The organism is Nocardioides sp. QY071 (genome assembly GCF_029961765.1).
GTDB lineage: Bacteria > Actinomycetota > Actinomycetes > Propionibacteriales > Nocardioidaceae > Nocardioides.
Map to the genome: position 1 here is coordinate 878,086 of NZ_CP124681.1, position 25,492 is coordinate 903,577.

Annotated in this window: 25 protein-coding genes; 17 read left to right on the top strand and 8 right to left on the bottom strand. The window is 72.4% G+C overall.

The window, feature by feature from the left end; all coding sequences use genetic code 11:
* Window positions 1–86: 86 nt before the first annotated feature.
* The 6 genes from QI633_RS04135 to QI633_RS04160 all read left to right on the top strand — a co-directional run bounded on the left by QI633_RS04135 (window position 87) and on the right by QI633_RS04160 (window position 5,507).
* Window positions 87–827: a (Fe-S)-binding protein gene (locus QI633_RS04135; protein WP_282428205.1), complete on the top strand. Its 741-nt coding sequence runs from the start codon at window positions 87–89 to the stop codon at window positions 825–827.
* The gene (locus QI633_RS04140) at window positions 824–2,296 is read left to right on the top strand and encodes a lactate utilization protein B (protein ID WP_282428206.1); all 1,473 of its coding nucleotides are present in this window, start codon (window positions 824–826) and stop codon (window positions 2,294–2,296) included. The genes QI633_RS04135 and QI633_RS04140 overlap by 4 nt, the downstream gene beginning before the upstream one ends.
* Window positions 2,293–2,922, top strand: coding sequence for an LUD domain-containing protein (locus tag QI633_RS04145; RefSeq protein WP_141800309.1), 630 nt, complete (start codon window positions 2,293–2,295; stop codon window positions 2,920–2,922). The genes QI633_RS04140 and QI633_RS04145 overlap by 4 nt, the downstream gene beginning before the upstream one ends.
* Window positions 2,919–3,917 carry a type I glyceraldehyde-3-phosphate dehydrogenase gene (gap, locus tag QI633_RS04150; RefSeq protein ID WP_282428207.1) on the top strand — a complete coding sequence of 333 codons (999 nt, stop codon included), beginning with the start codon at window positions 2,919–2,921 and terminating at the stop codon, window positions 3,915–3,917. Before QI633_RS04145 ends, gap begins: the two co-directional genes overlap by 4 nt.
* Window positions 3,918–3,982: 65 nt before the next feature.
* Window positions 3,983–4,438 carry a MerR family transcriptional regulator gene (locus QI633_RS04155; RefSeq protein ID WP_282428208.1) on the top strand — a complete coding sequence of 152 codons (456 nt, stop codon included), beginning with the start codon at window positions 3,983–3,985 and terminating at the stop codon, window positions 4,436–4,438.
* A gap of 13 nt (window positions 4,439–4,451) precedes the next feature.
* On the top strand, window positions 4,452–5,507 hold the full coding sequence (locus QI633_RS04160) for an NAD(P)-dependent alcohol dehydrogenase (protein WP_282428209.1): 1,056 nt from the start codon (window positions 4,452–4,454) through the stop codon (window positions 5,505–5,507).
* A 15-nt stretch (window positions 5,508–5,522) separates the two neighbouring features.
* On the opposite strand, the gene QI633_RS04165 is transcribed toward QI633_RS04160, so the two are convergent.
* Entirely contained in the window at window positions 5,523–6,425 is a 903-nt protein-coding gene (locus QI633_RS04165) for a LysR family transcriptional regulator (protein ID WP_222117926.1), read from the bottom strand.
* 57 nt (window positions 6,426–6,482) lie between these two features.
* Here QI633_RS04165 and QI633_RS04170 point away from each other — a divergent pair, with 57 nt between their 5' ends.
* Together QI633_RS04170 and QI633_RS04175 are read left to right on the top strand one after the other, a co-directional pair.
* Entirely contained in the window at window positions 6,483–7,742 is a 1,260-nt protein-coding gene (locus tag QI633_RS04170) for an MFS transporter (protein ID WP_222117925.1), read from the top strand.
* A 42-nt stretch (window positions 7,743–7,784) separates the two neighbouring features.
* Window positions 7,785–9,188, top strand: a complete 1,404-nt coding sequence (locus QI633_RS04175; protein ID WP_282428210.1) for a phospholipase D-like domain-containing protein — start codon at window positions 7,785–7,787, stop codon at window positions 9,186–9,188.
* 57 nt (window positions 9,189–9,245) lie between these two features.
* Here the strand turns inward: QI633_RS04175 and QI633_RS04180 are convergent, their stop codons facing one another.
* Window positions 9,246–10,850, bottom strand: coding sequence for an ABC-F family ATP-binding cassette domain-containing protein (locus QI633_RS04180; RefSeq protein WP_141800304.1), 1,605 nt, complete (start codon window positions 10,848–10,850; stop codon window positions 9,246–9,248).
* A gap of 249 nt (window positions 10,851–11,099) precedes the next feature.
* Between QI633_RS04180 and QI633_RS04185 the strand changes: the two genes are divergently transcribed.
* The 4 genes from QI633_RS04185 to QI633_RS04200 are packed head-to-tail and all read left to right on the top strand — an operon-like array spanning window position 11,100 to window position 15,274.
* Entirely contained in the window at window positions 11,100–11,735 is a 636-nt protein-coding gene (locus QI633_RS04185; protein WP_282428211.1) for an ABC transporter ATP-binding protein, read from the top strand.
* Window positions 11,736–11,742: 7 nt separating this feature from the next.
* Window positions 11,743–13,230 carry a DUF6297 family protein gene (locus QI633_RS04190; protein ID WP_282428212.1) on the top strand — a complete coding sequence of 496 codons (1,488 nt, stop codon included), beginning with the start codon at window positions 11,743–11,745 and terminating at the stop codon, window positions 13,228–13,230.
* 56 nt (window positions 13,231–13,286) lie between these two features.
* A complete protein-coding gene (locus tag QI633_RS04195) occupies window positions 13,287–14,042 on the top strand; it encodes an SDR family oxidoreductase (protein WP_282428213.1) in 756 nt (251 codons plus the stop codon).
* Window positions 14,043–14,056: 14 nt separating this feature from the next.
* Window positions 14,057–15,274 carry an acetyl-CoA C-acetyltransferase gene (locus QI633_RS04200; RefSeq protein ID WP_141800300.1) on the top strand — a complete coding sequence of 406 codons (1,218 nt, stop codon included), beginning with the start codon at window positions 14,057–14,059 and terminating at the stop codon, window positions 15,272–15,274.
* Window positions 15,275–15,436: 162 nt separating this feature from the next.
* Here QI633_RS04200 and typA read toward each other — a convergent pair whose 3' ends face one another.
* Window positions 15,437–17,341: a translational GTPase TypA gene (gene typA / locus QI633_RS04205; RefSeq protein WP_282428214.1), complete on the bottom strand. Its 1,905-nt coding sequence runs from the start codon at window positions 17,339–17,341 to the stop codon at window positions 15,437–15,439.
* A 66-nt stretch (window positions 17,342–17,407) separates the two neighbouring features.
* Here typA and QI633_RS04210 point away from each other — a divergent pair, with 66 nt between their 5' ends.
* Window positions 17,408–18,097: an amino acid racemase gene (locus tag QI633_RS04210; RefSeq protein WP_141800298.1), complete on the top strand. Its 690-nt coding sequence runs from the start codon at window positions 17,408–17,410 to the stop codon at window positions 18,095–18,097.
* 15 nt (window positions 18,098–18,112) lie between these two features.
* Here the strand turns inward: QI633_RS04210 and QI633_RS04215 are convergent, their stop codons facing one another.
* The 3 genes from QI633_RS04215 to QI633_RS04225 are packed head-to-tail and all read right to left on the bottom strand — an operon-like array spanning window position 18,113 to window position 19,767.
* On the bottom strand, window positions 18,113–18,367 hold the full coding sequence (locus QI633_RS04215; RefSeq protein ID WP_282428215.1) for a PqqD family protein: 255 nt from the start codon (window positions 18,365–18,367) through the stop codon (window positions 18,113–18,115).
* Window positions 18,360–19,322, bottom strand: a complete 963-nt coding sequence (locus QI633_RS04220) for a hypothetical protein (protein WP_282428216.1) — start codon at window positions 19,320–19,322, stop codon at window positions 18,360–18,362. The genes QI633_RS04215 and QI633_RS04220 overlap by 8 nt, the downstream gene beginning before the upstream one ends.
* Window positions 19,323–19,332: 10 nt before the next feature.
* Window positions 19,333–19,767, bottom strand: a complete 435-nt coding sequence (locus tag QI633_RS04225; protein ID WP_282429282.1) for a lasso peptide biosynthesis B2 protein — start codon at window positions 19,765–19,767, stop codon at window positions 19,333–19,335.
* A gap of 266 nt (window positions 19,768–20,033) precedes the next feature.
* Between QI633_RS04225 and QI633_RS04230 the strand changes: the two genes are divergently transcribed.
* Window positions 20,034–21,137, top strand: a complete 1,104-nt coding sequence (locus QI633_RS04230; RefSeq protein WP_282428217.1) for a nucleotidyltransferase family protein — start codon at window positions 20,034–20,036, stop codon at window positions 21,135–21,137.
* On the opposite strand, the gene QI633_RS04235 is transcribed toward QI633_RS04230, so the two are convergent.
* A complete protein-coding gene (locus QI633_RS04235; protein WP_282428218.1) occupies window positions 21,124–21,873 on the bottom strand; it encodes an SDR family NAD(P)-dependent oxidoreductase in 750 nt (249 codons plus the stop codon). The genes QI633_RS04230 and QI633_RS04235 overlap by 14 nt on opposite strands.
* Window positions 21,874–21,976: 103 nt before the next feature.
* Here QI633_RS04235 and mshA point away from each other — a divergent pair, with 103 nt between their 5' ends.
* Genes mshA through QI633_RS04250 form a run of 3 tightly spaced genes read left to right on the top strand, consistent with a single transcriptional unit; the run spans window position 21,977 to window position 24,572 of the window.
* Window positions 21,977–23,257, top strand: coding sequence for a D-inositol-3-phosphate glycosyltransferase (gene mshA / locus QI633_RS04240; protein WP_282428219.1), 1,281 nt, complete (start codon window positions 21,977–21,979; stop codon window positions 23,255–23,257).
* Window positions 23,254–23,733 carry a YbjN domain-containing protein gene (locus tag QI633_RS04245; protein WP_282428220.1) on the top strand — a complete coding sequence of 160 codons (480 nt, stop codon included), beginning with the start codon at window positions 23,254–23,256 and terminating at the stop codon, window positions 23,731–23,733. The genes mshA and QI633_RS04245 overlap by 4 nt, the downstream gene beginning before the upstream one ends.
* Window positions 23,730–24,572, top strand: coding sequence for an isocitrate lyase/phosphoenolpyruvate mutase family protein (locus QI633_RS04250; RefSeq protein WP_282428221.1), 843 nt, complete (start codon window positions 23,730–23,732; stop codon window positions 24,570–24,572). The genes QI633_RS04245 and QI633_RS04250 overlap by 4 nt, the downstream gene beginning before the upstream one ends.
* A gap of 39 nt (window positions 24,573–24,611) precedes the next feature.
* Here the strand turns inward: QI633_RS04250 and QI633_RS04255 are convergent, their stop codons facing one another.
* A complete protein-coding gene (locus tag QI633_RS04255; protein WP_282428222.1) occupies window positions 24,612–25,445 on the bottom strand; it encodes a hypothetical protein in 834 nt (277 codons plus the stop codon).
* Window positions 25,446–25,492: the final 47 nt, after the last annotated feature.

Below are 25,492 nucleotides of genomic sequence, written 5' to 3' on the forward strand. Positions count from 1 at the left end.
GTGGCCCAACCGCGTGACTCGCGGTTGGGCCGTTCCGGCGGTACGGTATGAATCGTTTCAAGAGCCAAGAGTGGGAGAGTGGGGCCATGCGGGTCGCGTTGATGGTCACCTGCGTCAACGACGCCATGTTCCCGGGCACGGGCCAGGCCGTCGTCCGGCTGCTGCGGCGGCTCGGCGTCGATGTCGACTTCCCCCAGGCGCAGACCTGCTGCGGGCAGCCGATGGTCAACACCGGCTACCTCGACGAGGCGGTGCCCGCGGTGCGGTCCTTCGTCCGGGCCTTCGAGGGGTACGACGCCGTCGTCACCCCGTCCGGCTCGTGCGCCGGGTCCGCGCGGCACCAGCACCAGCTCGTGGCGGCGCGCTCCGGAGACACCGGCCTGGCGGCCGCGGTCGCGCAGACCTCGCCGAGGACCCACGAGCTGAGTGAGTTCCTCGTCGACGTGCTCGGGGTGACGGACGTCGGGGCGTACTTCCCACACTCGGTGGCCTACCACCCGACCTGCCACTCGCTGCGGATGCTCGGAGTCGGCGACCGGCCACGCCGGTTGCTGGAGAAGGTCCGCGGACTGCGACTCGTGGACCTGCCGAAGGCCGAGGAGTGCTGCGGCTTCGGCGGCACCTTCGCGCTGAAGAACTCCGACACCTCGGTGGCGATGGGATCCGACAAGGCGCGCCACGTGCGCGAGACCGGCGCCGAGGTCCTCGTCGCCGGGGACAACTCGTGCCTGATGCACATCGGGGGAGTGCTCAACCGGGGGCGGTCGGGCGTCCGGGTGATGCACCTCGCGGAGGTCCTCGCCTCGACCGAGGAGCAGCCGGCATGACGGGCCCGACGACCGGGACCTTCGTCGGCATGCCGGCCTTCCCCACAGCAGCCCGGACAGCACTGGCCGACACCCAGCTGCGCCACAACCTGGCCCACGCCACCGGCGTGATCCGCGGCAAGCGGGCCGCGGTGGTCGGCGAGGTCGACAACTGGGAGGAGCTGCGCCTGGCCGGCGCGGCCGTCAAGGAGCGCGCGCTGCGCTCGCTCGACACCCACCTCGTGCAGCTCGAGGAGTCGCTGACCGCACGCGGCGCCGTCGTGCACTGGGCGCGCGACGCCGAGGAGGCCAACCGGGTCGTCGTCGACATCGCCCGTGCGCACGCCGTCGACGAGGTCGTGAAGGTCAAGTCGATGGTCACCCAGGAGATCGCGCTCAACGAGGCGCTCGAAGCCTCGGGCATCGCGGCCTGGGAGACCGACCTCGCCGAGCTGATCGTCCAGCTGGGGGGCGACCTGCCCAGCCACATCCTGGTGCCCGCCATCCACCGCAACCGGGCCGAGATCCGCGAGATCTTCCGCCGCCGGATGGGCGAGGTCGGCCGGCCCGCCCCCGACGACCTCACCGACGAGCCGGCGGTGCTGGCCGGAGCTGCCCGCGAGCACCTGCGCGAGAAGTTCCTGCGCGCCCGGATGGCCGTCTCCGGCGCGAACTTCGCCGTGGCCGACACCGGCACCCTGGTCGTCGTCGAGTCCGAGGGCAACGGCCGGATGTGCCTGACCCTGCCCGAGGTGCTGGTCAGCATCGTCGGCATCGAGAAGGTCGTCCCGACCTGGGCCGAGCTCGACCCGCTGCTCCGGCTGCTGCCGCGCTCCTCGACCGGTGAGCGGATGAACCCCTACACCTCGACCTGGACCGGCATCACGCCCGGCGACGGCCCCCAGGAGGTGCACGTCGTGCTCCTCGACAACGGACGCACCCGGGCCCTCGCCGACGAGACCGGCCGCCAGGCGCTGCGCTGCATCCGGTGCTCGGCCTGCCTCAACGTCTGCCCGGTCTACGAGCGCACCGGTGGCCACGCCTACGGCTCGGTCTACCCCGGTCCGATCGGCGCGATCCTGAACCCCCTGCTGCGCGGTACCGGCGACCCGCAGACCGACTCGCTGCCCTACGCCTCCTCGCTGTGCGGCGCCTGCTTCGAGGCCTGCCCGGTCCGCATCGACATCCCCGAGGTGCTGGTCCACCTGCGCTCGCAGGTCGTCGACGGACACCGTGAGGACCGGATCCCCAAGCCCGAGGCGGTGGCCTTCCGCGGCGCCGCGTGGGCGTTCGGCGACGCCTCCCGGCTCGACCGCGTCGAGCGACTCTCCTCCGTCGCGGGACGGATCCTGCGTCGTCGCGGCCGTACGTCGCTCGGTCGCCTTCCCGGTCCCGGCTCGGCCTGGACCGACGCCCGCGACCTGCCCGCGCCACCGACGGAGTCCTTCCGTGAGTGGTGGCAGCGCACCGACGGAGGGGAGCGCCCATGACCAGTGCGCGCGACGAGATCCTCGGCCGCGTCAGGGCGGCGCTGCACGACGTCGAGGGGACGACCGAGCCGGTCGTCGCGCCGCCCGGCGCCGTGCCGCCGGCCGCGATCGGCCTGGTCGCCCACTTCGCGGAACGTGTGGCCGACTACCGCGCGACCGTGGTCCGCTGCTCGTCGGACGCGGTCTCCGTCGCGGTGGCGGCCGCGCTCCCCGCCGGCGCGCGGGTCGTCGTACCGCCCGGCCTGCCGGACGATGTCCTGGCCGGGGTCCCCTCCCCGGTCGCGGACGCCGGCCTCACCGCGACCGATCTGGACGCGATGGAAGCCGTCGTCACGTGCTGCCGGGTGGGCATCGCTGAGACGGGGACGATCGTGCTCGACCACGAGGCCGACCAGGGGCGCCGGGCGATCACCCTGGTCCCGGACCGCCACGTCTGCGTCGTGTACGCCGGCCAGGTGGTCCCCGACGTACCCGACGCCTTCGGGCTGCTCGACCCGCAGCGCCCGCAGACCTGGATCAGCGGCCCCAGCGCCACCTCCGACATCGAGCTCGACCGGGTCGAAGGCGTCCACGGGCCGCGCCACCTGCACGTGATCATCGTCGACGAGAGGACAACCGCACCGTGACTGTTCGTGTAGGCGTCAACGGCTTCGGTCGGATCGGCCGCAACTTCTTCCGCGCGGTGCGCGCGGGTGGTGCGGACATCGAGATCGTCGGTGTCAACGACCTGACGGACACCGCGACCCTGGCCCACCTGCTGAAGTACGACTCGATCCTGGGGCCGCTGGATGCCGACGTGCATTCCGGTGACGGCGTGATCGTGGTGGGCGATGCGGAGATCCAGGTCTCGGCCGAGCGCGACCCGGCCGCACTGCGGTGGGGCGAGCTGGGGGTCGACGTCGTGGTCGAGTCGACCGGGTTCTTCACCGACGCCACCAAGGCGCGGGCGCACGTCGACGGCGGCGGGGCGAGGAAGGTGATCATCTCGGCGCCGGCCTCGAACGAGGACGTGACGATCGTGATGGGCGTCAACCACGAGGCCTACGACCCGGCCGTGCACACGGTGATCTCGAACGCCTCGTGCACGACCAACTGCCTGGGGCCGATGGCCAAGGCGCTCAACGACGGCCTGGGCATCGTGAAGGGTCTGATGACCACGGTGCACGCCTACACCGCGGACCAGAACCTGCAGGACAACATCCACAAGGACCTGCGCCGAGCCCGGGCGGCGGCGCTGAACATCATCCCGACCTCGACGGGTGCGGCGAAGGCGATCGGGCTGGTGCTGCCCGAGCTCAAGGGGCGCCTCGACGGCTACGCGCTGCGGGTCCCGACCCCGACCGGCTCGTTGACCGACCTGTCCTTCGAGGCGTCGCGGGAGACGAGTGTGGAGGAGGTCAACGCGATCGTGAAGGCGGCTGCCGACGGCCGTTACCTGGTCTACTCGACCGACCCGATCGTGTCCTCCGACATCGTGACCAACCCGGCCTCGTGCATCTTCGACGCGCCGTTGACGAAGGTGATCGGCAACCAGGTCAAGGTCGCGGGCTGGTACGACAACGAGTGGGGCTACTCCAACCGGCTGGCCGACCTCGTCGTCCACGTCGGCGCCGGACGCTAGAGGCGCCTGGGCCTGCGAGCAAGATGCTTTGACTTCAAGTACTCGAAGTTCCTAGCCTCGTCGAAGTGAGCTCACGAACGGCCGGCCGGACCTTCTCCATCAAGGAAGCAGCCGCACTGACCGGGCTCCCGGCGAGCACTCTGCGCTACTACGAGTCGGTCGGGGTGGTCGCACCCGTGGGCCGCTCGTCGAGCAGCGGGCACCGGGTCTACACGGAGGGCGACCTCGACGTGCTGACCTGGGTGGCGTGCCTCAACGCGACGGGCCTGTCGATCAGCGACATGCGCCAGTACGTCGAGAACGGGGCCAAGGGAGCGGCGGCGGCCGACCAGCAGATCGAGCTGCTCGCGGCCCAGCGGGACCGGCTGGCGGTGGAGGCCGAGCAGCTCGCCGTACGACGTCGCTACGTGCAGCTCAAGATCGACTACTGGCAGGCCGTGGCCGACGGCGACCAGGACCGGGCGCGGGCCCTGTCCGAGGACGCCCTCGCCCTCGCCGACTCACTCAAGAAGAACCCCTGACGAGGAGATGACCATGATCTACGACCGCAACCACGTCGCCGCCTGGGCCGCGCCGAGCAGCAAGGCGCCGCTCGAGCCGACCACCATCGAGCGCCGTGAGGTCGGCGCGAACGACGTCCTCATCGCGATCGAGTACGCCGGCATCTGCCACTCCGACATCCACACCGTGCGTGGGGACTGGGGTCCGCAGCCGTTCCCGGTGGTGCCCGGGCACGAGATCGTCGGCGTGGTCGCCGAGGTCGGCTCCGGCGTGACGCGCCACCGGGTCGGCGACCGGGTCGGCGTCGGCTGCCTGGTCAACGCGTGCCGCGAGTGCGTCAACTGCCTGCGCGGCGAGGAGCAGTTCTGCACCAACGGCAGCGTCGGCACGTACGCCGCCACGGACCGCGACGGCTCCACCACGCAGGGTGGCTACTCCACGCACGTCGTGGTGGACGCGAACTTCGTGCTGTCGGTGCCCGAGGGCCTCGACCCGGCTGCGGCCGCGCCGCTGCTGTGCGCCGGCATCACGACGTACTCGCCGCTCAAGCGCTGGGGCGCCGGCCCGGGCAGGAAGGTCGCGGTCCTCGGCCTCGGCGGGCTGGGCCACATGGCGGTCAAGATCGCGCACGCGATGGGCGCCGAGGTGACCGTGCTGTCGCAGTCGCTGAAGAAGCAGGAGGACGCCGAGCGACTCGGTGCCGACCACTACTACGCGACCTCCGACCCGACGACCTTCGAGGCGCTCGCCGGCGAGTTCGACCTCATCGTCAACACGGTGAGCGTCAGCCTCGACATGAACTCCTACCTCCGCCTGCTCGCCGTCGACGGCGCCATCGTCAACGTCGGCGCGCCGCCGCGGCCGTTCAGCGTCTCGCCGATGTCGCTCATCTACGGCCGGCACTCGCTCGCCGGGTCGATGATCGGCGGCATCGCGGAGACGCAGGAGATGCTCGACTTCTGCGCCGAGCACGGCATCGGCTCCGAGATCGAGGTGATCGCGGCCGACACCGTCAACGAGGCGTACGAGCGGGTGCTCGCCTCCGACGTCCGCTACCGCTTCGTGATCGACGCCGCCACCATCGCCTAGCTGTGCGGCGGACCACTAGCGCCCGTACGGCGCGTGCTCGACCACGTGGTCGCGCAACCGCGTCGCGACGGGCGCCAGGGGGCGATCGGTCCGCCAGGTGAGGCCGATCGTCCGGCGGGCCCGGGGGTTGCGGATCCGCAGGCCCGTCGTCCCGGACACGCCGGCCATGTTCTCCGGGACGATCGCGACGCCCAGGCCGGCGGCCACCAGGCCCTCGATGGTGGCGAGGTCGGCGCTCTCGAACGAGACCGGGGGAGCCACGCCCGCGTCGGCGAGCAGGCCCTCCACGAGGGAGCTGTGGCCGAAACCGGGTGGTGTGGTCACGAGGTCGTCGTCGGCGAGCTCGGCCAGGTCGACCAGCTTGCGGTCCCGAAGCCGGTGCGTGGGGCCGACGGCGACGACCAGGCGCTCCTCCTGGAGGGGCACCCAGGCGAAGTCGCCGGGCGGCCGGGCGGACATGATCGCGAGCTCGGCCGCGCCCGTCGCCAGGTCGCGCATCATGTCGTGTCCCGGCTCCTGGGTCAGCTCGACCCGGACCAGCGGCGCCTGCTCGTGGAAGCCGCGCAGGATCCGCGGGACGAGCGAGGTCGCGATCGAGTCGAGGAAGGCGAGCCGGACGATGCCGCGCTCCGGGTCGTGCCGGGTGCCGAGCTCGTGGCGCAGCTGCTGGTAGCGACCCAGCATCTCCCGTGCCGTGGCCACCACCAGCTCGCCGTCGGGGGAGGTGACCAAGCCGTGGGGCACGCGCTCGAAGAGGCGGACGCCGAGCTCGTCCTCGACCCGGGCCAGCGCGCGGGACAGCGTCGGCTGGCTGACGCCGAGCACGGCCGCGGTGTCGGTGACGTGCTCGTTGTCGGCCAGCGCCACGATCCACTCGAGGTCGCGCACCAGCACCCAGCGATCATACGTGTGACGCATGCAGAATGACGATCAAAGACATTGGACGTATGCGAGCTCGCGGCGCACCCTGATCCGGTGAGCAGGAACGCGACCATCGACCAGTCCCACGTCGCGACCGGGGGACATGCCCCCGGCAGTGCGGGATACCGGCGGATCATGGCGGCGATGTTCGCCGCGGGCATGGCGACCTTCGTCCTCCTCTACGCGACCCAGGCACTGCTGCCCGAGCTGCACACGACCTTCCACGTCAGCCCGACCCAGGCGACGTTGAGCATGTCGCTGACCACCGCCGGTCTCGCGCTCGGGCTGCTCGTCGCCGGCCCGGCGTCCGAGGTCGTGGGACGCACGCCGTTGATCGTCGGCTCGACCTGGGCAGCGACGCTCGTGGCCTGCCTGACGCCGTTTGCCCCGTCCTGGCAGGCGTTCCTGGGCCTGCGGCTGCTCGAGGGCGTGGTCCTCGCGGGCCTGCCCGCGGTGGCGACGGCGTACCTGCGCGAGGAGCTGCACGCCAGCGCCCTGGCCAGGGCGACCGGCCTCTACATCGGCGGTACGGCGCTCGGCGGCATGGCCGGCCGCCTGCTGACCGCGCCGGTGGCCGACCTCGCCGGCTGGCGGTGGGCGATGGCGAGCGCCGCCGTCTTCGCCCTCGGCTGCGCCGTCGCGGTCACCGTCGCGCTCCCGGCGTCCCGCAACTTCACCCCACGCCCGCGCGGGGGCGCCCAGCTCCGGTCGATGGCCCGGGTGGCGCTCCGCGACCCGGCGCTGCGCAGTCTCTACCTGCTCGGTGCCTGCGCGGTCGGCACGCTGGTCGCGGTCTTCAACGCCCTCGGGTTCCGGCTGACCACCGCGCCCTTCCACCTCAGCCTGGGCGCGATCAGCCTCCTCTACCTGGTCTACCCGCTCGGCACGGTCAGCTCGATGGTCTCCGGCGCCCTGGCCGATCGCCTCGGGCGCCGCGCGGTGCTGCCGTCGGGGTGTGCGCTGGCCGTCCTCGGCGTCCTGCTCACCCTGCTCCCGTCGCTGGGCGCGATCGTGCTCGGGCTCGCCTGCCTGACCGCCGGCTTCTTCGTGATGCACGGCCTCGCCAGCGGCTGGGTGGCCGTCCGGGCCCACCTGGCGGGGGCGAGCGCGAGCCAGGCGGCCGCCTTCTACCTGTGCGCCTACTACGTCGGCTCGTCGGTCTTCGGCAGCTTGGGCGGGACGGCGTGGTCGGCGTACGGCTGGGGTGGTGTGGGGCTCCTCGCCCTCGCCCTGCTCGCCTGCGCGGGCGTGGCGACCGCCCGGTTGCGACGGATCCCGGTACTTCCGGGTTCACCGCTCCCTGCCCTTGGGTAGTGTCCCTGCGACAGCTGCGTCGATGGAGGGGGATGCGAGATCGTGGGGACTGCGTGGGGGATCGCGGCCGCTGGCCGTAGGACGCGGACGCGGCTGGCAGCGGCCCTCGCCCTGCTGCTGACGCTGACGGTGCTGGTCGCCGGTCACGGCAGTCTCACCCCGGCCGCGGCGGCGCCGCTCGCGGCCCCGGCGGCGTCCCCGCTCGAGGCTCCGGTGGCGAGGAACAAGCCGAACCCGGCGTACGTCGTGAAGCCCGGCATCACCTTCAACCACCCGTTCCGCAACGGGCAGCGCGGCAAGATCCACCGCAAGATCGTCAAGACGCTCAAGAACGTGCCGGCCGGTGGCCAGGTCCGGGTGATCACCTGGAACTTCGACTCGCCGTACCTCGCGCACAAGTTCATCGCCGCTCACGAGCGCGGCGTCTCGGTCCAGATCATCATGTCGCGCGGCCTCGCCCGCTCGCAGGGCGGCAACCTCGCTCGGTCGTACCCGATGATGCTGCGGGCCTTCGCACGCGGCAACAAGGACCGGCCGCCCGAGCTGCGCAGCTGGATCCGCACCTGCAAGCAGACCTGCCGCGGCAAGCGGGGTTCGATGCACTCCAAGCTGATGCTGGTCAACCGCTCGGGGGCGACGAACTGGATCGTCATGCAGGGATCCGGCAACTTCACCGGCGCGGCCGCCGTCCAGCAGTTCAACGACTGGACCACCGTCACCGAGAACCAGGCGCTCTACGACGGCTGGATGCAGATGTGGGACCAGGCCACCCAGGACCGGAACTTCCCGGCGATGCGGTTCACGACCGGCAACGTCACGACCATGTTCGCGCCCCACAAGCGCGAGATCGACCCGGCCCTGAGCGTGCTCAACAAGGTGCAGTGCACCGGCGCGACCAACACCGCGAGCGGACGCACCAAGGTGCGCATCGCCAACGCCGTGTGGGGCGAGGCGCGCGGCGCCCGGATCGCGCGGAAGGCCCGTGAGCTCGATCGTGCCGGCTGCGACGTCGAGATCGTCTTCATGATGATGCAGCGCCACATCCGCGGGATCCTCAAGGGCATGCGGGCCAAGCAGATGGTCTACATCACCGGTCTGACGGCCAACAAGTTCAAGGACCGCTACGTCCACATGAAGGGCCTGGCCGTGCAGGGCAACGTCGACGGGCGACCGGACGGCAACGTCGTGCTCTCCAGCAGCGAGAACTGGACCCAGCTCGGCTGGCACTCCGACGAGGAGAACATCATCATCCGCGGCGACGCGGCGATGACGCAGAAGTACGTCGATCACGTGGACCTCATCTACCGCGAGGCGCCGCGCAAGCTCAGCAACTACGTGAACTCCGCCGATCCCGACCCGGACCCGCGGCCCGACAGCTACGTCGACCAGGGCTACCTCGGCCCGAAGGACTACCCGTTCCACGAGCTCGAGGCCGAGCTCGACTGAGCCTCGAGGCTGCGCCCGTGAATGCCCCGCGCACCCATCGGTGCGCGGGGCATGGCGTCACCGGTCGTCGAGCGACGCCTGCTGCGAGAGCCGGCCGGCCGCATCGAGCACCAGGACCAGGTCGAGCCCGAGGCTGCGCAGGAACCGGTGGTCGTGGCTCACGACCAGCAGCGCGCCTCGGTAGCCGGAGAGCGCCTCGGTCAGCTGGTCCACGCTGGCCACGTCGAGGTTGTTCGTCGGCTCGTCGAGGATCAGCAGCTCGGCGGGTGGCTCGGCGAGGAGCAGCGTCGCCAGGGAGACGCGGAACCTCTCGCCGCCGGACAGCGAGGCGACCGGACGGTCGACGCTCGAGCCGCGCAGGAGCATCCGTCCGAGCTGGTTGCGGATGGCGGCGTCCGGTGCTCCCGGAGCGACCCGTCGTACGTTCGCCACCGCGTCCGCGCTCTCGTCGAGCCCGTCCAGGCGTTGAGGCAGGAAGCCGAACCGGTCGGTCAGGATCCGGCCGGCCGGCGCCCCCGGCCCGGGCGGTCGACCGTGGACGAGGTGCTCGAGCAGGGTCGACTTGCCGGCCCCGTTCGGGCCGACGAGCGCGATCCGCTCCGGTCCTTGGGCCACGATGGTGCGGCCGTCCTGGCTCAGCTCGAGCAGGCGCCGGCTGCGCGGGACGGCCGGGTCGGGCAGGGCCAGGCTGATGTGCTCCTCCCGGCGGACCCGGGCATCGGCGGAGTCGACGGCGGCCTGGGCGGCGAGCACCTTGTCGTCGAGGGTCGAGCGCAGGGAGCCGGCGGCGTTCTGGGCCTTGCTGGCCCGGTTGCCGGCCAGGATCCGCGGGATGCCGCCGTCCTTCTGCGTCTTCCGGGCCGTGCGTTCGCGGCGTGCCAGCTTGGTCTCCGCCTCGGCACGCTGCCTGCGCTCGACCTTCAGCGCCTGCTGCGCGGAACGGGCCGCCTGCTGCGCGGCCGCCTGCTCCTGGTCGACGTGAGCGCGCCAGGAGCTGTAGGGACCGCCGAAGGTGGACAGCTCGCTGCCACGCAGCTCCGCCGTGTGGTCGACGTGCTCGAGCAGGTCGAGATCGTGGCTGACGATCACGAGCGTGCCGGGCCACTGGTCGACGAACTCCGCCAACCGGGCGCGGGTCGGGCGGTCGAGGTTGTTCGTCGGCTCGTCGAGCAGGGTGATCGGCGTACGCCTCACCCGCATGCCGGTGATGGCGATGAGCATCGCCTCGCCGCCGGACAGCTCGGCGACCCGTCGCCCGAGGTCACCGACGCCGAAGCCGATCTGGTCCAGGAGCTCGGCGGCGCGGGACTCGATGTCCCAGTCGTCGCCGATCGCCTCGAAGTGCCGCTGGTCGACGTCACCCCGCTCGATCGCGTCGATCGCGTCGACGACATCGCGGATGCCGAGGAGGTCGGCGATCGTCGTCTCGGAATGGAGGGTGAGGGTCTGGGGCAGGTAGCCGACGTCGCCGGTGGTGATGATCTGGCCGGACGTGGGCCGCAGGAGGCCGGCGACCAGGCGCAGCAGGGTCGACTTCCCGGCGCCGTTGCGGCCCACCAGGCCGACACGTCCGGCGTTCAGGGAGCCGTCGAGGTGGGAGAGCGCGACCGTCCCGTCCGGCCACTCGAAGGTGACGTCGCGCAGGGTGATGACAGGGGACATGACTGGGTCCGTTCGTGAGGGGCGGACGACGGAGCGGCCGCTCGCGCGCGGCGGCGGTGCGGCGTCGTCGGGCCCGGGTGAGGGTGACGTCAGGTCCGGACCGGTGTGCGGGCAGGCAGCGACAGCGCCCGCGAAGGTGGGCGCCGGCCACGGATCCGCCGCCCGGTCCGGGCGGCTAGCGTCTGTCGACCTCGATCAGCACGGCACCAGGCTAGCGGTGCGTCACGCCCGGCCTGACATCCTGACGGGGTGAGCGAAGCAGTGCTGTCGGTGCGCGGGCTCGCGCGTTCGTTCGGTGAGCACCGGGTCCTCGCGGACCTCGACCTCGAGGTGCGGGCCGGCTCGGCCGCGGTGCTCGTCGGCCCCAACGGCGCCGGCAAGTCGACCGCCCTGCGCTGCATCACCGGCGCCGACCAGCCGGACGCCGGGACGGTCGAGGTGCTGGGGGAGCCGCTCGACGAGCGCTCCCCGACGATCCGGGCGGCGATGGCCGTCGTCATGGACGACCTCGACTTCTTCCCGGACCTCACCGTCGTCGAGCACCTCGACCTCTTCGCGCGCGCCCATCGCACCCCGGACGCCGATGCCGTGGTCGACGACGTGCTCGACGAGGTCGGCCTGACCGCGCAGTCCGGGCAGCTGCCGACCTCGCTCTCCTCGGGCCAACGTCGCCGGCTCGCGCTGGCCAGCGCGTTCGTCCGGCCGAGGCGGCTGCTCGTCCTCGACGAGCCCGAGCAGCGTCTCGACCAGGACGGCCTGGCCTGGCTGGCCGAGCGCTTGCTCGCCGAGAAGGCCGCGGGGCTGGCGATCGTGCTGGCCAGCCACGCCCCGGCGCTCGTGGACGCGATCGCCGACGACGTGGTCAGCCTGGCGCGACACTCGTGAGCGCCTCGTGAGGGCCACCGAGGCGGGCGAGCTCCGGGCCGACATCCGGTTCTGGCGTCGCAGCCGCCGCACCCTGTCCCTGGGCGAGGCGCTGCAGGACCTGTACATCGGCGTCTTCGCGGTGCTGATGCTCGGTTCGATGCTCGTCAGCGTCCTGGTGAACCTCTCCGACGTCGGCGACCGGGCGTGCGTGGCCTCCGACTGCGCTGCAGCCCGGTCGCTGCTGCCGTGGCTGGTGGTCGGCACCCTGCTGGCGGTGCTCTGGTCGCTGGCCCGGATGGTCGGCCCGGTCGCGGTCAGCCCGGGCGTGGCCGCGTGGCTGCTGCCGAGCCCGGTCGACCGCGGCGAGCTGCTCCGCGGCCGCGCCAGGGGTACGACGCTGCTGGCCGCGGCCCTCGTCGCCCCTGTCGCCGCGGGCGCCGCTGTCCTGGCCGGCTACGGCGTCGGGACCATGGCCCTGTTCACGGCGGGCGCGGCCGGGCTGTCGTCGTACGGCGTCGGGGCGCTGGTGCACGCCCAAGCGTCTGCTCGGGGGAGCCACCCGGCCCGGCTGCTCGGCCTGGTCAGCCTGCTGGCGGTGGGCGCCGGTCTCGGTGCGATCGCGGTGTCGAGGGCTCCCGAGGTCACGACAGGTCCGGTCGTTCGGGTGGCGTCGATGGTCGCGCTCGGCCTGCTCGGCGCGGGTGTGGCCACGGTCCTGGTCCGCGCCGGCGTGCTCGCCGCCCGCCTGCGGCGGCGCGACGTCGCCCCGGGCGGCGCGCTCGTGCCGGGGCTCGGCGGCGCGCTGGCCACACTCGACCTGGCCCTCATGTTCGACGTGCTGGTCGCCCACGCCAACAGTCGGCGCGGGTCCGTCCGTCCGCGGCGCGGTGGTCCCTCCGGTCTCGCCGCCCTCGCCTGGCGCGACGTGATCCGGCTCCGCCGCCAGCCGGGTCGGCTCGTGCTGCTGGCCGGCTCGCTCGTCGTGCCGTACGCCGTCGCCGCGGTCGGCGGCCGGGTCGTGGTGGTGCTCGTCGAGGTGGTCGTCTGCTTCGTCCTCGTGGTGCCGTTCCTGGTCGCACTGCGGGTGCTGACCCGGTCCTCGGGCATGGCCCGGATGTTCCCGGCGGGGCTGGGGGCGACCCGGGCGGCGGCGGTCGTCGTACCGGGGACGCTGCTGGTCGTGCACGGACTGCTCAGTGCGCCTGCGCTGCACCGCACGATCATCGCGCCGGCCGCCGACCTCGCCCTGCTCGGCGCCGCGTCGGGCGTCGGCGGCCTCGCGGCCGGCGTGCGCTGGGTGACGGGCCGGCCGCCGGACTACGGCCGCCCGCTGGTCTCGACGCCCGCGGGGGGAGTGCCCACGAACCTCTACGGCAGTGTGCTTCGCGGCGTCGACATCGCGGTGCTGACGGCCCTGCCGATGCTGCTGAGCCCGACCTCCGGCGGCGCCGTGGTGTCGCTCGCGGTGTCGGTCGGCGTCATCGGCTATCTGTGCAGCAGGCGGTCAACCTAGCACTTGCTTGGTTCATCCCTTATGATCCTCCGTCGGAGGACGACGAAAGGGATTCCGTGGCGTACAGCATCGACATGACCGGCCAGGTGGTCCTCGTGACCGGCGGCGGCAAGGGCGTGGGCGACGGCATCGTGCAGGCCTTCCTCGAGGCCGGTGCGGCGGTGGAGATCTGCGGGCGGAGCACGCCGGACTCCCTTCGCGACGGCGTGCACTTCTCGCCCGTGGACGTGCGCGAGGCCGACCAGGTCGAGGCGTGGGTCGCCGACGTCGTACGCCGCCGCGGCCGTATCGACGTCGCGGTCAACAACGCCGGGGGGTCGCCCTTCGCGCAGTTCGACGCGGGCTCGCCGCGCTTCCACGCCAAGATCAACGACCTCAACTTCATGTCCGCGGTCTACGTCGGCCTCGCCGTGCGCCCGCACCTGAAGGAGACCGGCGGGTCGATGGTCAACATCACCTCGATCTCCGCGCGCCGCGCCAGCCCCGGCACCGCCGTCTACGGCGCCGCGAAGGCCGCCCTCGAGAGCCTCACCACCAGCCTCGGCGTCGAGTGGGCGCCCGAGGTCCGCGTGAACGCGGTGAGCTGCGGGCTGGTCGAGACGCCCGGCTCGGTCGACCACTACGGCGACGCGGAGCAGTTCGCCGCGGTCGCCGCCACCATCCCGCGGGGCGTCTTCGCCACGCCGCTCGAGGTCGGGCAGGCCTGCGTGTTCCTGTCCTCGCCGCTGGCCACCCACATCACCGGAGCCGTCCTCAACGTCGACGGTGGCGGCGAGTGGCCCGCCTTCCTCCAGCACACCCCCAACGCCTGAGTCAGGAGCTCTCCGTGCCCGAAGCCGTCATCGTCTCCGCCGCCCGTTCGCCGATCGGCCGTGCCTACAAGGGCTCGCTGCGCGAGATGCGGCCCGACGACCTCGCCGCCCAGATGGTCGACGCGGCGCTGTCCGCCGTACCCGAGCTGGACCGCACCCTCGTCGAGGACCTGATGATGGGCTGCGCGCAGCCCGCCGGTGAGCAGGGCTACAACATCGGCCGCATGGTCGCGATGCGCCTGGGTCTCGACGGCGTCCCGGGCACCACCGTGCACCGCTACTGCGCGTCGTCGCTGCAGGCCACCCGCATGGCGCTGCACGCCATCCGCGCCGGAGAGGGCGACGTCTTCGTCGCTGCCGGCGTCGAGACCGTCTCCCGGTTCCAGTACGGCAAGGCCGACGGGATGCCGGACACCCGCAACCCGCTGTACGCCGACGCCGCCGAGCGCGCCGCCGCCAAGGCGCTGGCCCGCGAGCCGTGGGTCGACCCGCGCTCGCTCGGCGAGCTCCCGGACGTCTACCTCGCGATGGGAGAGACCGCCGAGAACGTCGCCCGCTACTGCAACGTCTCGCGCGAGGCGCAGGACGAGTACGCCGTGCGCAGCCAGAACCTCGCCGAGGCCGCCGCCCAGCGCGGGTTCTGGAAGACCGACATCACGCCGGTCACCCTCGCCGACGGCACCGTCGTCGACACCGACGACGGCCCGCGCGCCGGCGTCACCCTCGAGAAGGTCGCCTCGATGGCGCCGGTCTTCCACCCCGAGGGCACCGTCACCGCTGCCAACTGCTGCCCGCTCAACGACGGCGCCGCCGCGCTGGTCGTCATGAGCGACACCCGCGCCGCCGAGCTCGGCATCACGCCGCTGGCCCGCGTCGTGTCCACCGGCGTCTCCGCGTTGAGCCCCGAGATCATGGGCCTGGGCCCGGTCGAGGCCAGCCGCCAGGCGATCGCCCGCGCCGGCCTTTCCGTCGGCGACATCGACCTCGTCGAGATGAACGAGGCCTTCGCCGCCCAGGTGCTGCCCTGCATCGACCAGCTCGGCCTCGACCTCGACCGCGTCAACGTCAACGGCGGCGCGATCGCGCTCGGCCACCCGTTCGGCTCCACCGGCGCCCGGATGGCCACCACACTGATCCACGGCCTGCAGGAGCGCGACGCGCAGTTCGGTCTCGAGACCATGTGCGCCGCCGGCGGCCAGGGCATGGCGATGGTGCTCGAGCGCCTCAGCTGATCCGCCGCTGGCCCCCAAACCGTTCGATCGAACGGTTCGGGGGAGTTTGCGGGCCACAAGTCCCCCAAACCGTTCGATCGAACGGTTTGGGGCCCCGAAAACGTCAGACCCCGCCCCGGGAAACCCGAGGCGGGGTCTGTCACGTTCGCGGCGGCGTACCCGCTACTTGTTGGCCTTCTTGGCGCGGCTGGCGGCCTTGGCACGCTCGTTGGCGTCGAGGTTGACCTTGCGGATGCGCACGGTCTCAGGGGTGATCTCCACGCACTCGTCCTCGCGGCAGAACTCCAGGCACTGCTCGAGGGAGAGCTTCTTCGGCGGGATGAGCTTCTCGAAGTTGTCGGAGGTGGCGGACCGGATGTTGGTCTGCTGCTTCTCCTTGGTGATGTTGACGTCCATGTCGTCGGCGCGGGAGTTCTCGCCGACGATCATGCCCTCGTAGACCTCGGTCGACGGCTCGACGAAGAGCACGCCGCGCTCCTGCAGCGAGGTCATGGCGTACGCCGTCGCCGCGCCCGAGCGGTCGGCGACGAGCGAGCCCGACTGGCGGCTGCGGATCTCGCCGGCCCACGGGAAGTAGCCCTCGGAGATCGAGTGCGCGATGCCGGTGCCGCGGGTCTCGGTGAGGAAGTCGGTGCGGAAGCCGATCAGGCCACGGGCGGGGACGATGAACTCCATCCGCACCCAGCCGGTGCCGTGGTTGGTCATCCCCTCCATCCGGCCCTTGCGGTTGGCGAGGAGCTCGGTGATGGTGCCGAGGAACTCCTCGGGCGCGTCGATGGTGAGCCGCTCGAAGGGCTCGTGGGTCTTTCCGTCGACCTCGCGCACGACGACCTGCGGCTTGCCGACGGTCAGCTCGTAGCCCTCGCGGCGCATCTGCTCGACCAGGATCGCCAGCGCCAGCTCGCCGCGGCCCTGGACCTCCCACGCGTCGGGACGCTCGGTGGGCAGCACGCGGAGCGAGACGTTGCCGATCAGCTCGGAGTCGAGGCGGTCCTTGACCAGGCGGGCGGTGACCTTGTGGCCCTTGCCGCCCTTGCCCACCAGCGGCGAGGTGTTGGTGCCGATGGTCATCGAGATGGCCGGCTCGTCGACGTGGATGAGCGGCAGCGCGATCGGGTTCTCCGGGTCGGCGAGGGTCTCGCCGATGGTGATCTCCGGGATGCCGGCGACGGCGACGATGTCACCGGGACCGGCCGACTCACCGGGCTTGCGCTCGAGGCCCTCGGTGATGAGGAGCTCGGTGACCTTGACGTTCTTGGTCACGCCGTCGCGGTTGATCCACGCGACGTTCTGGCCCTTCCTCAGGTTGCCCTGCTTGATGCGCAGCAGCGCGAGGCGACCCAGGAAGGGGGAGGCGTCGAGGTTGGTGACGTGGGCCTGCAGGGGCGCCTCGTCGTCGTACTCCGGCGCGGGGATGGTCTCCAGGATGGTCCGGAAGAGCGGCTCGAGGTCGCTGCCCTCGGGCAGGGTGCCGTTCTCGGGCTTGGTGAGCGAGGCGATGCCGGCCTTGCCCGAGGCGTAGACGACCGGGAAGTCGAGCGCGTCCTGCGAGTGCGAGTCGTCGAGCAGGTCCATGAACAGCTCGTAGGTCTCGTCGACGACCTCGTCGATCCGGGCGTCGCCGCGGTCGGTCTTGTTGACCACGAGGATCACCGGCATGTCGGCGTTGAGCGCCTTGCGCAGCACGAAGCGGGTCTGGGGCAGCGGGCCCTCGGACGCGTCGACCAGCAGCACGATGCCGTCGACCATCGACAGGCCGCGCTCGACCTCGCCGCCGAAGTCGGCGTGGCCGGGGGTGTCGATGATGTTGATGACCATGTCGCCGTCGGCCATCTCCTGCGCGGAGGGGCCGCGGTAGTGGACCGCGGTGTTCTTCGCGAGGATGGTGATGCCCTTCTCGCGCTCGAGGTCACCGGAGTCCATCACGCGCTCGGCGACGCCCTCGGCCTGGTGCGCGCTGAAGGCACCGGCCTGGTGCAGCATCGCGTCGACGAGGGTCGTCTTGCCGTGGTCGACGTGGGCGACGATGGCGACGTTGCGGAGATCGGTACGACGAGTCTGGGACACGAGGGTTCAGCCTACTTGCGTCGGACCTTCCTCCTCGCATCGTCGGCCGCACCCTAGACTCGGCCCATGCAGACCATCGGCCTCGTCGGCGGCATGTCCTGGGAGAGCAGTGCGGCGTACTACGAGGCGCTGAACCGCGGTGTCGAGGAGCGTCTCGGCGGCTTCCACTCGGCGCAGAGCGTGATGGCCTCCGTCGACTTCGCCGAGGTCACCCGGCTCCAGGAGGCCGAGGACTGGGACGGCGTCGCGGCCATCCTGCGCGCCGCCGCGGAGTCGGTCGAGCGCGCCGGCGCCGACTTCCTGATGCTGTGCACCACCACCTTCCACCGGGTCGCCGAGCAGGTCCAGGACGCCGTCTCGATCCCGCTGCTGCACCTCGGCGACGTCGTCGCCGAGGCCTGCAAGGCCGAGGGCGTCCAGAGCGTCGCCCTCCTCGGCACCAAGTTCGCGATGTCGCGCACCTTCTTCACCGACCGGATCGCCCGGCACGGCCTGTCGGTGATCGTCCCCGACGAGGGGCACCACGACGAGCTGAACCGGATCATCTACGACGAGCTGGTGCACGGGAAGGTCGTCGACGACTCCCGCCGCGCCGTCGTCGGAATGATCAGCGAGGCCTGGGACGCCGGCGCCGGCGGCGTGATCCTCGGCTGCTCCGAGCTCGAGCTGCTCATCCGCCAGGCGGACTCCGAGATCCCCGTCTTCCCCTGCACCACGCTGCACGTCACGGCCGCGCTGGACCGCGCGCTCGCCTGAGGCGGCGCGGCGCGGTCACGACGCCGCGCGCACCATCCGCTTGCTCTGCAGCTGCTCGAGGAACGCCACGACGTCGTCGTGGCACAGCTCGGCGGTGACGTCGTACTCCGCGGCGACGAGCGTGCACAGCTCGGTGAGGTCCCGCGGCCCGGCGAGGTGGCGCCACAGGCTGGCCGCGACGCCCTTGACCGCGTAGTACTCGCCCTGGTCGACACCCATCATCACGAACTCCTCGCCCATCTCCACGGCGTGGAGGGCGGGATCACGCACCCATCGTTCGGGTCGGTCTCGTCGCATGGTGCTCCTCTCGGATCGCGCGCCGACCCGAGGGCGCCTGGGGGGTGGTGGAGTGGATGTCGGTGAGGATCGCGTCGGCCGAGGCGACGACGGAGTCGATGCCGCGGGGCCGGTCGACCCGCGCGAGGCGGGTGGTGCGGACCAGCTCGGCGCTGCGCGCGAGGTGGGTACGACGCAGCTCCCCGACGAGGACCTCGTTGCGGTAGCTGTGCTCGTGCAGTCCGGCGAAGGCCGCCGCCCCCGTCACGGGTACGACGCGAAGCGGGCCGTCGTGCCGGTCGAGGACGTAGATCCACCGGATGGGCACCGGCGTCAGGGACCCGGAGCGGTCCAGCGGCACGTGGAACTTCTGGAACCGGTCGTCGACCCGGTCCAGCCCGGTGGCCGGCAGGCCGAGCCGGTCCAGGGCGTCCTGCCAGAGCTTGATCCGCGGCCAGCCGGGGATCGCGCGGCCCGCGGCGTCGACGGGCACGACGTCGTCGCTGAGGACGAGGTGTCCGCGACGGTGCATCTCGGCGGCGAGCGTGGACTTGCCGGCACCGGAGTGACCGAGGACGACCGCGCAGCCGCCGTCGACGACGAAGGCGTTGCCGTGCAGGACGAGCAGGCCGCGCTGGGTGAGCAGGCAGCCGAGGGCCGAGCCGAGCAGGAACAGCCGCAGCGCGTCCTCGGACGCGCCGGGAGCGGCCTCGACGGTGATCAGGACGCCGTCGGAGCAGGCGTAGCGCCCGACCTCGGGTACGTCGATCCCGATCCGGCCGCCGTCGACCCACAGCCCGCGAGGCAGCAGGACCGCGCCGGCCGAGGGAGGTGCGACCGGCCCGAGGCGTACGACGACATCGGGCGAGGACGCGGAAGGGGCGGGCTCGCGCGCGAGGTCGGGCAGCGGGAGGTCGCTGTCGATGAGGAGTCCGTAGCCGGCGTACATGGTCGAGGCCTCAGGGATGCCAGCCGAAGCTGCCGACCGGGGTCCACTCGCGCACGGAGCCACCGGTGACGGTGACCGTCCCGACAGTGACCCAGGCGTGTGCGAGGAGCTCACCGGCGTCGCCGCGCAGCAGTCCGAAGACGACGGTGTGCGGCACCCGTGCGCCGCGCAGCAGGATGCGCGCGGTCAGGGCCTGCGGGTAGCAGTCGGAGGTCCAGGGCGTCCGCGTGGCGGCGTACCGGACCGCCCGCCCGACCGCCCGGGCGCGCGCGAGGTCTCGCGCCGACGCGTCCGGGGGCGCCGGGGGCCCTGCTGCGCCCGGTGCGGCGGGCTCGCCGAGGAGGCGACGTACCGCACCGAACGGCAGGACGACCGTCAGCAGCCGGGTGGCGCCGAGCAGGCACCACGCGACCGCCGTGGCAGCAGCGAACTTCGGAGAGGTCAGCTGCCGAGCCCGAGGGTGATGTCGATGTCGATGTCGATGTCCTGGGTCGCCGTGACGCTCAGGGTCTCGAGGACGGGTGCAACGTAGGTCAGCTTCATGTGAGCTCCTCGGGGGGTGCAGGACGGAGGGAGGGAGTGCTCCGTCAGCGGTGCAACGCAACTGTGCTCCCGCAGGACACGCCCACGTGGGCGGTTCCTCCGTTTTTTAACCTTCCCGGCCGCACCGTTCCCCCGGCGCCGCCGCGGAGCGCGTGCCACGCTCACGGCGTGAACACCGCTCTCGACCTGCTCTGCCGAATGGTGAGCAGTGCGCTCGATGCGGAGGAAGGCCGCCCGGCGCGGCCGATCCCGCTCGGCGACGTGCCGCTGCGCGACCTCCTCGAGGCGGTACGACGGCACCGGGTCCCCGAGCTGCTGTCCTCGCGCGCCGGCGAGCTCGGCCTGCCGGCCGAGGTGCTCCGCGTCCTCGAGGCGATGGTCGCGGGCTCGCGCCAGCGCCACCTGGTGCACACCTTCGAGACCGTCCGCGCCTGGCGGCTCCTCGACGAGGCCGGCATCGACGCGCTGGTGTTCAAGGGCATCCCGCTGTCCGTGCTGACGACCGGGCGCCCCGACGCCCGGGGTGCGGGCGACGTCGACCTGCTGGTGCGGCCCGAGGCGGCCGCCGACGCCCACCGGCTGCTGACCGACTCCGGCTGGGCGCTGCACGAGCGGGGCCGGATCGAGCCCGGGATGTGGGCCTGGCGGCACGTGCAGCGCTGGGGCCACACGCTGACCTACCTCGGCGCGGGCGCCGACGTCGACCTGCACTGGCGCCTCGACGCCATGCCCGGCGCCCAGCCGGACACCGACGAACTGCTCGCCCGCCGGACGACGGTCGAGGTCGGCGGGACCGAGGTGCCGACCCTGGCGCCCGCTGACGCGTTCCGGCACCTCGCCGGGCACCGCGAGGGCTGGATCTGGCTGCGTACCCTGGTCGACCTGCGCCGGCTGGCCCGCGACCCGGCGGTCTTCGCGCAGGACCTGCCCGTTCCGGCGCTCACCTCGCTGGCCGCGGCCCGCGCGACGGTCGGCCTGCCCGCCACCGTGCCGGCCGGCGTACGGGCTGCTCTGGACCGGATCCCGGACACCGCGCTGGCCCGGGCCCGCGCCCACCACGAGCAGCCGGTCGCGATCTTCGGCGGGGCCCACGCCGCGCGCGAGGTGCGCAACGGCATGGCCTCGGTACGACGACCGCGCGACGTCCAGCAGCTCGCGATCACCCTCGTGCTGCCCCCGCACGCAGCCCTGCCCATCCGCTCCACCACCGCGTGGGGCGGGGTGCCGCGCGCGGTGGCGCTGCGCACCCGGAGGCTGGTCAGTCGCCGCTGACCCGGTGCACCTTGTGGGCCGCGGCCTGGGCGCGCGGCTTGATGACCAGCTCGTCGATGTTGACGTGTGCGGGGCGGGTGGCCACCCAGGTGATCGCGTCCGCCACGTCGTCGGCCACCAGCGGCTCCGCGACACCGGCGTAGACCGCGTCGGCGCGGGCCTGGTCGCCGCCGAACCGGGTGAGCGCGAACTCGTCCGTGCGGACCATCCCCGGCGCCACCTCGCAGACCCGGACCGGCTGGTCGAACAGCTCGAGGCGCAACGTCTCGGTGACGACCTTGGTGCCGTGCTTGGCGGCGGTGTAGCCGGCCCCGCCCTCGTAGGCGATCCGGCCCGCGGTCGAGCCCACGTTGACGATCACGCCCGCGCCGCTGGCCACCAGCGCCGGCAGCAGGGCCTTGGTCACCTGCATCAGGCCGAGCACGTTGACGTCGTACATCCGGCGCCACTCGTCGGCGTCCGCCTCGGCCACGGGGGCGAGGCCGAACGCGCCACCGGCGTTGTTGACCAGTACGTCGAGCCGTGGGCCGACCGCCGCGGCCAGCCCGGCCACCGACTCCGGGGAGGTCACGTCGCAGACCACGGCCCGGCCGCCGATCTCGGCGGCCAGCGCCTCGATCCGGTCGGCCCGGCGGGCCGCGCAGACGACCTCGAAGCCCTCGCGGGCGAGGTGGCGGGCGGTCGCGGCGCCGATGCCGCTGGACGCGCCGGTGACGACGGCGAGGCGGGAGGTCATGGACCCCATTCTGGACGGACGGGAATGCCGGGCACACTGGCAGGGTTGACCGATTGACCTGGAACAGGTCGACCGAGCAGCGGGACGAGCACGAGGAGGCGCGATGGGGGAGTCGGCGATCGGCCGGGTCGCGATGATCAGCCTGCACACCTCCCCGCTCGACCAGCCCGGTACGGGCGACGCGGGCGGCATGAACGTCTACGTCGTCGAGCTCGCCCGGCGCCTCGCCGAGCAGGGCACCGCGGTCGACATCTTCACCCGGGCCACCAGCTCCCGGCTCGACCCCGTCGTCCCCGTCGGCGACGGCGTGACCGTGCACAACGTGCACGCCGGCCCGTTCGAGGGGCTCACCAAGGACCAGCTGCCCGGCCAGCTGTGCGTGTTCGCCCGCGAGGTGCTGCGTGCCGAGGCCGCCCACCCGGCCGGCCACTTCGACGTCGTCCACTCCCACTACTGGCTCTCCGGCCAGGTCGGCGCGCTGGCCCGCGACCGGTGGGGCGTCCCGCTGGTCCACTCCATGCACACCATGGCCAAGGTCAAGAACGAGGCGCTGGCCGTCGGCGACACCCCCGAGCCGCAGGCCCGCGTGATCGGCGAGGAGCAGGTCGTCGAGGCCGCCGACGTGCTCATCGCCAACACCGACCTCGAGGCCAAGCAGCTGATCAACCTGTACGACGCCGACCCGGGCCGGGTCGAGGTCGTCCACCCCGGCGTGGACACCGACGTGTTCCGGGCCCGCACCCCCGCCGAGCAGGCCCGCGCCCGTCGCGAGCGCCAGCTCGCCGACGACGCGCTGGTCCTGCTCTTCGCCGGCCGGATCCAGCCGCTCAAGGCCCCCGACGTGCTGCTCCGCGCGGTCGCCGAGCTGCTCGTACGACGCCCCGACCTGCGCCCCCGCCTGGTCGTGCCCGTCGTCGGCGGCCCGTCCGGCAGCGGGCTCGAACGCCCGACGGCCCTGGCCAACCTGGCCGCCGAGCTGCGCATCGACGACGTCGTCCGGTTCGTGCCGCCGGTGCCGCAGCACGAGCTCGCCGGTTGGTACGCCGCCTCCACGCTCGTCGCCGTCCCGTCCTACAACGAGTCCTTCGGCCTGGTCGCCGCCGAGGCGCAGGCCTGCGGCGCGCCGGTCGTCGCCGCCGCTGTCGGCGGGCTGACCACCGTCGTACGCGACGGCCGCAGCGGACTGCTCGTCGACACCCACGAGCCCCACGACTGGGCCCTCGCGCTGGAGCGCGTGGTCGCCGACCCGGCGTACCGCGACCGGTTGGCCGGCGGCGCGCTCGAGCAGGCCCGGCAGTTCTCGTGGGAGGCGACCGCCACCCATACGGTGGAGGTCTACGAGCGCGCCCACGCGCTCCTGCGGCAGGAGGCCCGCGTCGGATGAGTCCCGTTGACGTCGTACGCACCTGGCTCGAGGACAACGAGATCGGGTTCGAGGAGACCGAGGACGGCACGTTCAGCTTCTCGCTCCCGGGTGAGAGGAAGCTGCAGACACCCGTCCGGCTCGACCTCGGCCCCCACGCGCTCGGCATCCACGCCTTCGTGTGCCGCCGCCCCGACGAGCAGTTCGAGCGCGTCTACCGCTGGCTGCTCGAGCGCAACATGAAGATGTACGCCGTCGCGTTCGGCATCGACCACCACGGTGACATCTACCTCGACGCCCGCCTGCCGCTGTCCTCGGTCACGACCGATGACCTCGACCGGCTGCTCGGTTCGGTGCTGACCTACGCCGACGAGGCGTTCAACACCATCCTCGAGCTCGGCTTCGAGTCGTCCATCCGCAAGGAGTGGGCCTGGCGGATCGAGCGCGGCGAGTCGACCGCCAACCTGGAGGCGTTCCGCGGGTGGCTCGAGCAGTGACGAGCATCGCGGAGCGCCGGGCTGCCTTCCGGGCGCTCCACGAGACCGGCTGCTTCGTGCTTCCCAACCCGTGGGACCGCGGCTCGGCCCGCTACCTCGAGCACCTCGGCTTCGCGGCGCTGGCCACGACGAGCTCGGGCGCTGCCTGGAGCCGCGGTCGTCCCGACGGCTCGGCCACCCGCGACGAGGTGCTCGACCACCTCGCCGACATCGTCTCCGCCACCGGCCTGCCGGTGAACGCCGACTTCGAGGACGGGTACGGCGACAGCGCCGACCGGGTCGCCGAGAGTGTGGCCCTCGCGGTGGAGACGGGCGTTGCCGGGCTGTCGATCGAGGACGCGAGCGACGGGGTCACCCTCGACCTCGACGTCGCGGTAGAGCGGCTCAGCGCCGCCCGGGAGGCGATCGACGCCAGCGGCCACGACGTGCTCCTGGTCGGGCGGGCCGACGGCTTCTTCAACGGCAGCCCCGACCTCGCCGACATCCTGACCCGGCTGCGCGCCTTCGCCGCGGCCGGCGCCGACTGTCTCTACGCCCCGGGCATCGGCGACCCGGACGCGATCCGGGCGATCGTCGAGGCGGTCGCGCCGAAGCCGGTCAACGTCCTCGTCGGCGCCCAGAGCGAGGTGACACTCGCCGGCCTCGCGGCGCTCGGCGTACGCCGGATCAGCGTCGGCGGCGCGCTCGCCCGGGCCGCCTGGGGCGGCTTCGAGGCCGCGGCGACGCGTCTGGCACAGGGCCGGTTCGACGGCTTCGACCGCGCGGTCCCGGGCGCCGACCTCAACGCCCTGTTCGCGGACCGGCCCGGCACGGGGCCGGAGGCGGACCAGCCGAGCTGATCCGCCTCCGGTGTCCCCGGTCTCCCGGTGCGCCGCGGCTCAGCGGCGGACCCGCCACTTCGCCACGGCGGGCGTGGACTCGACCTGACCGTTGTCGCCGACCGAGCGGACCCGGACCTTGTGCTTGCCGGGCTTGAGCCTGTTCACCGTGAGCGGTGAGGCACACGCCTTCCAGGCCTTCTTGTCCACCTTGCACTCGAAGGTGACGTTCGGCTTGTTCGCCGTGAACCCGATCGTCGCGGAGCGCTTCTTGGTGACCTTCTTCGGCTTGCTGGTGATGGTCGTCTCGCCGGGCGCGTCGTCGGTGGCGATCGTCAGGCTGAACCCGCCGGTCAGCTGCCCGGTGTACACGCCCAGGTCGTCGGCGGCGTAGAGGGTCCAGGTGCCGTTCGCGTTGCCGCCGTCGAAGACCGACAGGCGGTCCGCGAACGTCGTCCCCGCCGGCAGGGTGTCGTTCGCAGGCTCGTACTCGCTCGGCTGGTACGTGCCCGTCGGGCATGCCGCGTTGGTCGGCATCGTGGTGCCCGCGTCGTCGTCGATCGTGAGGAAGGCGCCGGCGAGGGGAGTGGCGCTGGTGCCGCACGCATCGGACATCAGGCGCACGACTCGGGAGGATCCCGGTGCCTGGAGGTAGATGTCGAGGTCGCGGGGCCAGGTGTGGACCACGTTGTTGAGCGTGACGTCGACGTCGGTGATGACGCCCGGCAGGTTGGTGACGTCGAGCGTGGCCGTGGTGATGCTGGCGTCGGGTACGACGACCGGTGCCGGGTGGGTGACGGTGCGGACGGCCGCCTGAGCAGGATGTGCGGTGGCGAGGCCGGCGAGGCCTCCGAGAGAGATGACGCCTGCGGTCATCAGCGCGAGTCGGCGCATGGCTGGAACCTTTCCGAGGGGGTGGTGCTGACCTCCCTCGGACCCGC